This window comes from uncultured Rhodococcus sp., assembly GCF_963525155.1.
Taxonomy (GTDB): domain Bacteria; phylum Actinomycetota; class Actinomycetes; order Mycobacteriales; family Mycobacteriaceae; genus Rhodococcus_F; species Rhodococcus_F qingshengii.
The window spans coordinates 1-10,092 of sequence record NZ_CAURKP010000176.1 but is presented as its reverse complement, the minus strand read 5'-3'; the positions used below and the strand labels follow the sequence as shown (position 1 = coordinate 10,092).

At 62.3% G+C, this 10,092-nt stretch carries 8 protein-coding genes; all 8 read right to left on the bottom strand.

What is annotated here, in order from left to right; translation table 11 throughout:
* Positions 1–1,018 (bottom strand): nickel-dependent hydrogenase large subunit (locus tag RWT78_RS24380; protein WP_314681522.1); only part of this gene is annotated, 1,018 nt, incomplete at its 3' end.
* A gap of 54 nt (positions 1,019–1,072) precedes the next feature.
* On the bottom strand, positions 1,073–2,188 hold the full coding sequence (locus RWT78_RS24375; RefSeq protein WP_314681520.1) for a hydrogenase expression protein HypE: 1,116 nt from the start codon (positions 2,186–2,188) through the stop codon (positions 1,073–1,075).
* 181 nt (positions 2,189–2,369) lie between these two features.
* Positions 2,370–3,194, bottom strand: a complete 825-nt coding sequence (gene hypB / locus RWT78_RS24370) for a hydrogenase nickel incorporation protein HypB (RefSeq protein ID WP_314681518.1) — start codon at positions 3,192–3,194, stop codon at positions 2,370–2,372.
* Positions 3,195–3,196: 2 nt separating this feature from the next.
* A complete protein-coding gene (gene hypA, locus RWT78_RS24365; RefSeq protein WP_073512368.1) occupies positions 3,197–3,526 on the bottom strand; it encodes a hydrogenase maturation nickel metallochaperone HypA in 330 nt (109 codons plus the stop codon).
* Between the two features lie 148 nt (positions 3,527–3,674).
* A complete protein-coding gene (locus RWT78_RS24360) occupies positions 3,675–5,306 on the bottom strand; it encodes a cutinase family protein (protein WP_003942184.1) in 1,632 nt (543 codons plus the stop codon).
* A gap of 181 nt (positions 5,307–5,487) precedes the next feature.
* On the bottom strand, positions 5,488–6,600 hold the full coding sequence (locus RWT78_RS24355; RefSeq protein ID WP_314681516.1) for an alcohol dehydrogenase catalytic domain-containing protein: 1,113 nt from the start codon (positions 6,598–6,600) through the stop codon (positions 5,488–5,490).
* Between the two features lie 28 nt (positions 6,601–6,628).
* A complete protein-coding gene (locus tag RWT78_RS24350) occupies positions 6,629–7,987 on the bottom strand; it encodes a pitrilysin family protein (RefSeq protein WP_003942169.1) in 1,359 nt (452 codons plus the stop codon).
* 127 nt (positions 7,988–8,114) lie between these two features.
* A partial coding sequence (locus tag RWT78_RS24345) for a polyribonucleotide nucleotidyltransferase (RefSeq protein ID WP_314681514.1) occupies positions 8,115–10,092 on the bottom strand: 1,978 nt, incomplete at its 5' end.

Sequence of the window (10,092 nt, the reverse complement as noted above, 5' to 3'; positions counted from 1 at the left end):
GCGGATCGGTTTTGACGAACATCTCCTGATCACTCCAGTCCTCGTAATACGAGGAGCCCAGCATGATTCGGATGCCGAGGTTGATGTCCACCAGATCCGTGGTGACCAACTTTCCGTCGACAACCACACCGGGAGTGACAAACATCTTCCGGCCCCAGTCGGTCATGTCCTTGTAGGAGAAATTGCAGTACTCGGGGTCTTGGAACGATCCCCAACAACCCAGCAGGGTCCGCCGCAGGCCAACCTTTTCGTAACCAGGCAGCGCCTGGTAGAAGAAGTCGAACAGGTCGTCGTGCATCGGCACGACCTTCTTCATGAATTCGACGTACCGCATCAGCCGCGACATGTAGTCCGTCATCAGTTCGATCGTCGCGACGGTGCCGACGCCGCCGGGATAGAGCGTCGACGGGTGAACGTGCCTGCCCTCCATCAAGCAGAACATTTCGCGAGTCGAACGCGAGACTTGCAACGCTTCGCGATAGAACTCACCCGTGAACGGATTGAGAGTCCGCATGATGTCCGCGATCGTGCGATACCCGTGCTGCTCCTCGTGCGGGCAGCGCGTGTTCTCTGCCTGCGCCAGCACACCGGGATTCGTCTCGGAGACCATCTTCTCGCAGTAGTCGACGGCGACAAGATTCTCTTGAAAGATGTTGTGGTCGAACATGTACTCGGCGGCCTCGCCGAGATTGACGATCCACTCGCCCAGATGCGGCGGCTTGACGCCGTACGCCATGTTCTGTGCGTAGCACGAGCACGTGGCGTGATTGTCACCGCAGATGCCGCAGATACGACTGGTGATGAAATGCGCGTCGCGCGGGTCCTTCCCCTTCATGAACAGGGAATACCCACGAAAAATCGACGACGTGCTGTGGCACTCCACCACTTCGCGATTGGCGAAGTCGATCTTGGTGTAGATGCCCAGACTGCCGACGATTCGGGTGATGGGGTCCCACGCCATCTCGACAAGACCGTCGCGGTCCGCAGTCGAGGTGGGTTCGGGAACGATGGCCGTCATTGCAGTGCCTCCCAGAGACGTTGCTCACGAACTGATTTGAATGTATCCGGTCGGTCACCACGTACGCGTCGCACCAGTGAGTAATTTCGACCCGCGCTCGCGCCAGTGCGGTTCCTTGTCCAACGTGTTTCCGGTGATCCGGCGCAGACTGTGAATCACGGACCCGTACATTCCCACCGCATTGGTGGAGAGTTTGCCGCCGGGCGGTTCATCCATGAACGGCATGAACTTGTCGGGGAACCCCGGCATCGTGCACCCGATACAGATCCCGCCGACGTTCGGACACCCGCCAACTCCGTTGATCCAACCACGTTTGGGGACATTGCATTTCACGACCGGTCCCCAACATCCGAGTTTGACGATGCACTTCGGCGACCCGTACTCCGTCGCGAACTCACCCTGCTCGTAGTACCCACCACGGTCACAGCCCTCGTGTACGGTGGCACCGAAAAGCCACTGCGGGCGCAGGGATTCGTCCAAGGGAATCATCGGCGCCTGATCAGTGGCCATGTACAGAAGGTAGGTCAGGGTCTCGGAGAGGTTGTCCGGCTGAATGGGACACCCGGGAACGCAGACGATCGGGATGCCCGCCTTCGATTTCCAGGTCCACCCGAGATAGTCCGGCACACCCATCGCACCGGTCGGATTGCCGGCCATCGCATGTATTCCGCCGTAGGTCGCACACGTGCCGACAGCAACTACCGCAGTGGCTTTCGGTGCCAGCTTGTCGAGCCATTCGCTCGTGGTGACCGGTTGGCCGGTTTCGCGATTGTTCCCGAAACCACACCAGTACCCTTCGTCGTGAAGTTTCTCGTTCGGTATCGATCCTTCGACAACAAGAACAAAGGGTTCCAATTCTCCCCGGTCGGCTTTCCAGAACCACTCCAGGAAATCGTCAGCGCCACCCTGCGGTCCGCATTCGAAGTCGATGAGCGGCCAATGAACCGCTACCTGAGGCAGGCCGGGCAAGGCGCCGAGCGCGATCTCCTCGATACTGGGTTGCGTGGCTGCAGTGAGCGCCACCGAATCTCCGTCGCAACTGAGACCGGCATTGATCCACAGCACGTGGATCAGAGTTTCTTCCGCTTTGGCCGCTGCGCTTGCGGGGGTAGTTGCGCTTTCGGAGGCAGGTTCCGCCGTGGTGCCAGCAGTCGATTTTTGTGTGTCCATGTCAGCCGCTTTCACGGGTGCACTTGCGCCTTGACTCTCAGCGCCGCGACTGGCCTGACACGCTATGGCCTCAAGACTCTGTGGCCTCGAATTGCCGCGGCACCGAAACGCTGACGCCACCGGAGTCGAACCTCGACCCACTTGCGTGGCACCCACTCATTTCATTAACTACCCGAGCAGATCAGTTGTCAACGGCCACCGGAGAAATCGCCGAACGACTACCGATCCACTCGTACCACTCGTCCATGCCCTCACCTGTCGTGGCAGACAAAACAACAACGCGCACAGCAGGATTGAGTATTCTCGCCTGCTCGACGCAGGCATCGACGTCGAACTCGACGTACGGGAGCAAGTCGATCTTGTTGATCACCACGAGGTCCGCGACAGCGAAGATGTGTGGGTACTTTTTCGGCTTGTCTGCCCCCTCCGGCGTCGAAATTAGGACAACCTTGCCTTCCTCGCCGAGGTCGAAGAGCGCGGGGCACACCAGGTTTCCGACGTTTTCGATCAGAAGCAGCGATTCTTCAGCGGGATCCAAGGCGCGCAGTGCGCGGTCGATCATCGCGGCATCGAGGTGACATCCGGCCCCGGTATTCACCTGCACCACCGACGCGCCGGTCTCTCGGATCCGCTCGGCGTCGAGCCGGGTTTCCTGGTCACCTTCGATCACGGCTATCGGTCGCTGACATCCGAGCTCCCGGATAGTTCGCGCCAGCAATGTCGTCTTCCCCGCGCCGGGGGAACTCATGATGTTGAGCGCCGTGATTCGGCGGCTCCGCATCCACTGACGATTGTGAACCGCAATGCCGTCGTTCTTGGCGAGCACCTGCTGCTCGAGAATCACGGTGTGGTCGGGGTGGCCGTGCTCATGGTCATGCTCGTGACCGTGCCCATGACCGTGCCCATGACCGTGCCCATGATCGTCGTGTTCCTGCTCGTGTTCTCCGTCTGCGACTACCGACACCCGAGGTCCTGTGGTGTCCCCGCACCCACACGTCGCGCACATGCTCAGCTCACTTCCATCGACAGGATCCGTAACTCTCGGCCGGCAAGCACCTCGACATCAGCACTGCCGCATTCACACAGCAAGAACATGTCGGGCGGCGAGAACATCACGCCGCAGCTTTTGCATCGCGCGCTGGTTGCAATCTCATCGATGTGCAAGCTGGCACCTTCGGCGTGAGTACCCGCGGTGACGACGTCGAAGCAGAACAGCAGAGAGTGTGGAACCACCGCGCAGAGTTGCCCTACTTCAAGCCGCACGCTCGATACTCGTCGCTCGCCGGCACGCTCACACACGGCTTCGACCACACTCTGCGCAATGGACAGCTCGTGCACGGTGAAACCCACGATTCGTGATCCGGAAACCTCCCTTCCACGATAAGCACCAACGGTCGCTGTGCGTAACCCGTACACGAAAACAGGCTGCGATCCGCAACTATTGCGGATCGCAGCCTGTGACAGCGTTTTTGACGAACGGAAACCTCTAGCCGGCTGCAGCTTGTGTCGTCGTTGTCGTCGATGTTGTCGTCGCCGTGGTCGCGGCGGGCGGTGCACTCGACTGGACCGAAGTCGACGGCGCCACGGTCGACGTCACACTCGGCGTCGCGGCCGGCGCAACCGATGACGTCGTCGGCACCGCGGGTGCCGGTACTGCAGATCCCGAACCTGCGGGTGCGGGTTGCGCAGCTGCGCCCGTGGTTGTGGTGGGCTTGGCCGAGTCGGTAACCGAAGGCGAAGCAGCCAAGGCATCGATGGCATCCGCCATCTCTTCTGCGGTCGGCTTCGCCGACGAATCGACCGGCTTGCCGTCTTGCGCCTGTTTGGCCAGATAAGTCAGCCACGCCGCTGCATACTCCGCTGACGTCAGGGGCTTGCCGTTTGCGGCATCCGAATCACGCCAGTAGTCGAAGTGGTGACCGACGTCCGGGCCCAAAGTGAGGCCGTACGGATCGTTCATGACGACGGGGATCGTGTTCTGGTTCGTGGCGATGAGCCCGACGATTTCCTTGAACAGTTTCTGCGGCAGGTACGCCAACGGCGACACTTCCTCCGTGGAAACCGAGTCCTTTGCGACTGGCTTGGTGGTGGCCTCGCTCGGCTTGTACGCCGGGTCGGACACCTTCAGCAAGACATCGAGGAAGGTTTCGTCGCTCTGCATCCAGGTGGGATTACTCGAGATGTCGTTGAACGCGTCGAACATCACGCGTCCCATCACGACCGCGATATCCATGCCGGTGGCGGGCGTCAGATTCTGCGCTTGCAACTGGTCGACGTTGAGCTGCCGACCGACGTTTGCCGCCAGGATCAGGAGTGAAATGTTCTCGGGGGCTGCGCAGGTGAGGTCGCCGTCAGAGCAGAACGACGCAATCTTGCCTTTCAGGGCCCCGAAGTCCCCACTGGTACCTGGAAGTGCACCAGATCCGGAAGCGGTGTTCTTACCGTCCTGATATTGCTCGTTGAAACCGTCAGGGTTCGTGTAGGGGTTTTTCGCGCCGGGGAACGGGCCCTCGCCCGCGAGTCGACCGGCGTCGGCGAAGATCACCACACCGACGACGTTGTCCGGATTGATGCCGGAGGTGCTCGACTCCGAGCCGATGTCCATCGCCACGCGGCGCACTACGTCAGCGCCCTCGCTGTAGCCGACAATCGAGAACTTCGTGTTCGGGCATGCGGCACTGATCGCCTTCATGACCGCTCGGGTGTTGTCCGCGCCCGTCGTCACGGCTTCTTCGTAACTGTCCATGTTGGCGGGGTACGCAATGTAGACCGAGGCGTACGAGCCGTCCTTGACCGACCCGGCGGGCGCCTTGAGTACCGGGTCCACCCAGTGGCTGCTGTAGTCGTCTGTGAGCGCCGCCGGGAGGAGTGTCTTTCCATCCGCACCGACGAGCATCTTCGTCGTACCCTCGACCGGCGTGTCACCGCGACCGGCGACACCGATCCCGACCGTGTCGTGACACTCGGTGACAGACGCGGTCAATTCGGTCTCGATCGTCTGCGATTGCGGAGAATCCACGGCAACTGCGACCGCGACCAGTGCGGCCACGCCGAGCGCTGCGGGCGCTACTGCACCCGCCAGTATTCGATGTCGCGAAAAGAACCCACGAACCGGCATATCTTCTCCCCAATCAGCTTTTGGAAAACGTACGACCGACCCCCGGGGCGTCACGCAACGTCATTCGAGTAGTCGTCCAGTACGAGAGGAGCGTTACAACGGGTAACGATTTTCCGTGGCGACTCGGGAGGGAATCGGGGGCGCAAACGCCTCATTTCCGCTGCATAACACCGACGTGCACCTACTCCGCGTCGAAGATAATGACCTGTCGGATTGCTTTTCCGTCGGCGAGTTCGTCCATACCCGAATTGATGTCGGCCAATTCGATTTGCGAGGAAATGAGCTTCTCGACCGGCAGCTTCCCGTCGCGCCACAACTGCGCGTAGATCGGGATGTCGCGGGACGGGACCGCAGATCCCAGGTAGCTGCCGATAATGGTCCGCGCTTCGGCGACCAGTCCGAGAGGTGAGATCGACGAGCGCGCGTCAGGCGCCGGCAACCCGACCGTGACGGTCGTGCCACCCGCTGCCGTCGCAGCCACCGCTGTCTCGAAGGCCCGAGCATTTCCCGCGGCCTCGACGACGATGTCTGCGCGAACGCCACTCTCGGACAGGCCGGACGGTGTGAAGACCTCGGTCGCGCCCAGTTCCAGCGCCTGAGCCAGCTTGGACTCCAGTGCGTCGACACCGATGACGTTCTCGACCCCGAGTGCCCTCGCCGTCAGGATTGCGGCCATCCCGACGCCACCCAAGCCGACCACCATCACGGTGTCTGCCGGGCGAGGCTTCGCCGCGTTGAGGAGCGCTCCCCCACCGGTCAACACCGCGCAACCGAGTACGGCTGCAATTTCGGCCGGGATGTCGTCGTCGACGGGAACAACCGACTTGGCGTTGACCACAGCATGCGTCGCGAAACCCGAAACACCGAGATGATGTTTGACGTTCTCGCCGGAGCGCCGCAGTCGATGCGCGCCACCGAGCAAACTGCCGTCGTTGTTGGCGGCGCTACCCACCGTGCAAGGCATCCGGCCGTCAGTGGCGCATCCCGCGCATTCACCACACCGCGGAAGAAAAGTCATCACGACGCGGGTGCCCACCGACAACGAATCAACTCCGTCGCCGAGTTCGATGATTCGACCTGCCGCCTCATGGCCCAACAACATCGGCACGGGTCGTACCCGATTCCCGTCGACCACGGAGAGGTCGGAGTGACAAAGCCCGGCAGCTTCGATCTTGACCAGGATCTCACCCGGGCCCGGGGATTCGAGGTCGAGTTCCGAAATCGAAATCGGAGTCGACTCTGCGAAGGGACGCTTCCGACCGATCTCTTCGAGCACTGCACCACGGATCTTCAACTGCACACCCCGATTTCGATAGTTCGAACTACTTGCCCACGATCCCGCGTACCGACGCGGGGAGGTCACGAACCCGCTTGTACGGACCCACGACGGCGGCTGCAAACGGCCTCGTCAAGAGCACCTGCGCCACCTCGAGCACCTCTTCGGAGGTGACTGCGTCGATGGTCGCGAGCGTCTGCGCAACACTGCGATGGTTGCCGTAGTTCAGTTCACTGCGACCGATACGGTTCATGCGTGAGCCTGAATCTTCCAGTGCCAGAACCAATCCGCCGCGCAGCGATCCCTTGGCGCGGGCGATCTCGGCATCGGTGATTCCGTCCGTCGCCACGTTCGCGAGTACCTCGCGGATCACCGTGGCAACCTCCCCGAGGTTCTCCGGCTGGCAACCTGCATACACGGAGAACGCTCCGGTGTCCGCGAAGGTGTCGACGCCGGAATAGACGGAGTACGCCAGCCCGCGCTTCTCCCGAATCTCTTGGAACAGACGAGAACTCAGCCCACCGCCCACTGCGGCGTTGAGCACCGACAGCGCCCAGCGATGGCCCTCGTGCCGGCCGAACGCGCGTACCCCGAGCGCAAGGTGGACCTGCTCGCTGTCGCGGTGGGTCAAGCTCAGTTCAGGCATCGTTCGCAAACGCAGAGTGCCTTCGCGTCGCGGCGCCGGCTTGACCCCGCGCTCGAGATGTCCGGCAAATGCACGGCGAGCGAGCGTCACAACCTGCTTGTGGTCGACGTTTCCCGCTACGGCCAGCACCATCCGCTGCGGTGTGTAACGCCGAACATGGAAGGAATGCAACTGATTGCGCGACATCGACTCGATCGATTCGACGCTACCGATGATCGGACGGCCGACAGGATGATCGCCGAACAACGCGGTCAGGAACGCGTCGCCGAGCAAGTCTTCCGGATCGTCGTCACGCATCGCGATCTCTTCGAGCACTACTTGCCGCTCGACATCGACGTCCGCGGTTCTGCAACGCCCTCGCAGCACGACGTCGGCGACAAGGTCAACCGCCATCGGAAGGTCGTCGTCGATCACGTGCGCGTAGAAACAGGTGTGTTCCTTCGACGTGAATGCATTGAGTTCGCCGCCCACACCATCCATGACCTGCGCGATGTCCAACGCCGTCCGTGACGGCGTCGACTTGAACAGCAGGTGCTCGAGAAAATGCGCGGCACCGGCCACACTCGGCTGCTCGTCGCGCGAGCCGACTCCGACCCACACACCGACGGAGGCGGAACGCACACCGGGAATGAACTCGGTGACGACGCGCAGGCCGCCGGGAAGGACCGTGCGCTGTACTCCGGATTCGGGAGTCGCATCGATCGGCGATTTCAGCACAGCGCTGCGGCTGCGCGTGGTGTTGGGAGTGGTCTTTGCCATGAAAAGGTTCAGCAGTCCTCGGTGCAAGTGGTCAATCAGGTATCTACAGGCTCTGTGTCTACAGACAGTACAGATGCGGCCCCGCACGGAAATCCGCGCGGGGCCGCATCAGAGTACGAAGTGAGATCTACTCGGAAGCAGCCTCGTCGGCGGCCGGAGCGGCAGCCTCGTCGTTGCCCTCTTCGACCGGGATCAGCGAGATCTTGCCGCGAGCATCGATGTCGGCGATCTCGACGCGGATCTTGGATCCGACGTTGACCACGTCTTCGACCTTGGCAATGCGCTTACCGCTGCCCAGCTTCGAGATGTGCACCAGTCCGTCGCGTCCCGGCAGGAGCGAAACGAAGGCACCGAAGGCGGTGGTCTTGACGACCGTGCCCAGGAACCGCTCGCCGACCTTGGGGAGCTGCGGGTTGGCAATGGCGTTGATCATGTCGATCGCGGCCTGTGCAGACGGTCCATCGGTGGCGCCGACGAACACGGTGCCGTCGTCTTCGATGGAGATGTTGGCACCGGTCTGCTCGGTGATGGAGTTGATCATCTTGCCCTTGGGGCCGATGACCTCACCGATCTTGTCGACGGGGACCTTGATGGCCGTCACGCGGGGAGCGAACGGGCTCATCTCGTCCGGGGTGTCGATGGCTTCCGCCATGACCTCGAGGATCGTGGTCCGTGCGTCCTTGGCCTGCGAGAGTGCACCGGCAAGGACCTGCGACGGGATGCCGTCGAGCTTCGTGTCCAGCTGCAGGGCCGTGACGAAGTCCTTGGTACCTGCGACCTTGAAGTCCATGTCGCCGAAGGCGTCTTCGGCGCCGAGGATGTCGGTCAGCGCGACGTAGCGGGTTTCGCCGTCGACCTGGTCGGAAACCAGACCCATGGCGATACCGGCAACCGGAGCGCGAAGCGGCACACCGGCGTTGAGCAGTGCGAGCGTGGACGCGCACACCGAGCCCATCGAGGTGGAACCGTTGGAGCTCAGAGCCTCGGAGACCTGGCGAATCGCGTACGGGAACTCTTCGACGCTGGGCAGAACCGGCATGAGAGCGCGCTCGGCGAGTGCACCGTGACCGATTTCGCGACGCTTCGGCGAACCGACGCGGCCCGTCTCACCGGTGGAGTACGGCGGGAAGTTGTAATGATGCATGTAGCGCTTGCTGGTCTCGGGACCGAGCGAGTCGACCTGCTGAGCCATCTTCACCATGTCGAGAGTGGTCACACCCAGGATCTGGGTCTCGCCACGCTCGAACAGTGCGGAGCCGTGTGCGCGCGGGATGATCGCAACCTCGGCGGACAGCGAACGGATGTCCGTGACGCCGCGGCCGTCGATGCGGAACTGATCGCGCAGGATGCGCTGGCGAACCAGCTTCTTGGTGAGCGAGCGGAACGCTGCTCCCAGTTCCTTCTCGCGGCCTTCGAAGTTGGGTGCAACCTGCTCGAGAACCTCGACCTTGACCTCGTCGGTCTTGTCGTCGCGTTCCTGCTTGCCGGCGATTGTCAGTGCGGCATTGAGCTTTTCGGACGCAGCAGCCTCGACGGCAGCAAAAACGTCGTCCTGGTACGCCGGGAAGACCGGGTAGTCACCCGTGGGCTTTGCAGCCTTGGATGCAAGTGCTGCCTGTGCAGCGCACAGGCGTGCGATGAACGGCTTGGCGGCCTCGAGGCCCTCGGCGACAATGGCCTCGGTCGGTGCCTGAGCGCCGTCGGCGATCTTCGCGATGACGTTGTCGGTGGCCTCGGCCTCGACCATCATGATCGCGACGTCGGCGTTGTCACCGCTACCGGAAACGACGCGGCCGGCGACGACCATGTCGAAGACGGCGTTCTCGAGCTGATCGACCGTCGGGAATGCAACCCACTGGCCGGTCTTGTTCTCGTCCGAGACGATGAGTGCAACGCGCACGCCACCGACGGGTCCGGAGAACGGCAGGCCGGCGATCTGCGTCGACGCGGAAGCGGCGTTGATGGCCACGACGTCGTACAGATCCTGGGGGTTGAGGCTCATGACCGTGACGACGACCTGGATCTCGTTACGGAGACCGTCGACGAAGGACGGGCGCAGCGGCCGGTCGATGAGGCGGCAAGTCAGGATCGCGTCGGTGGAGGGG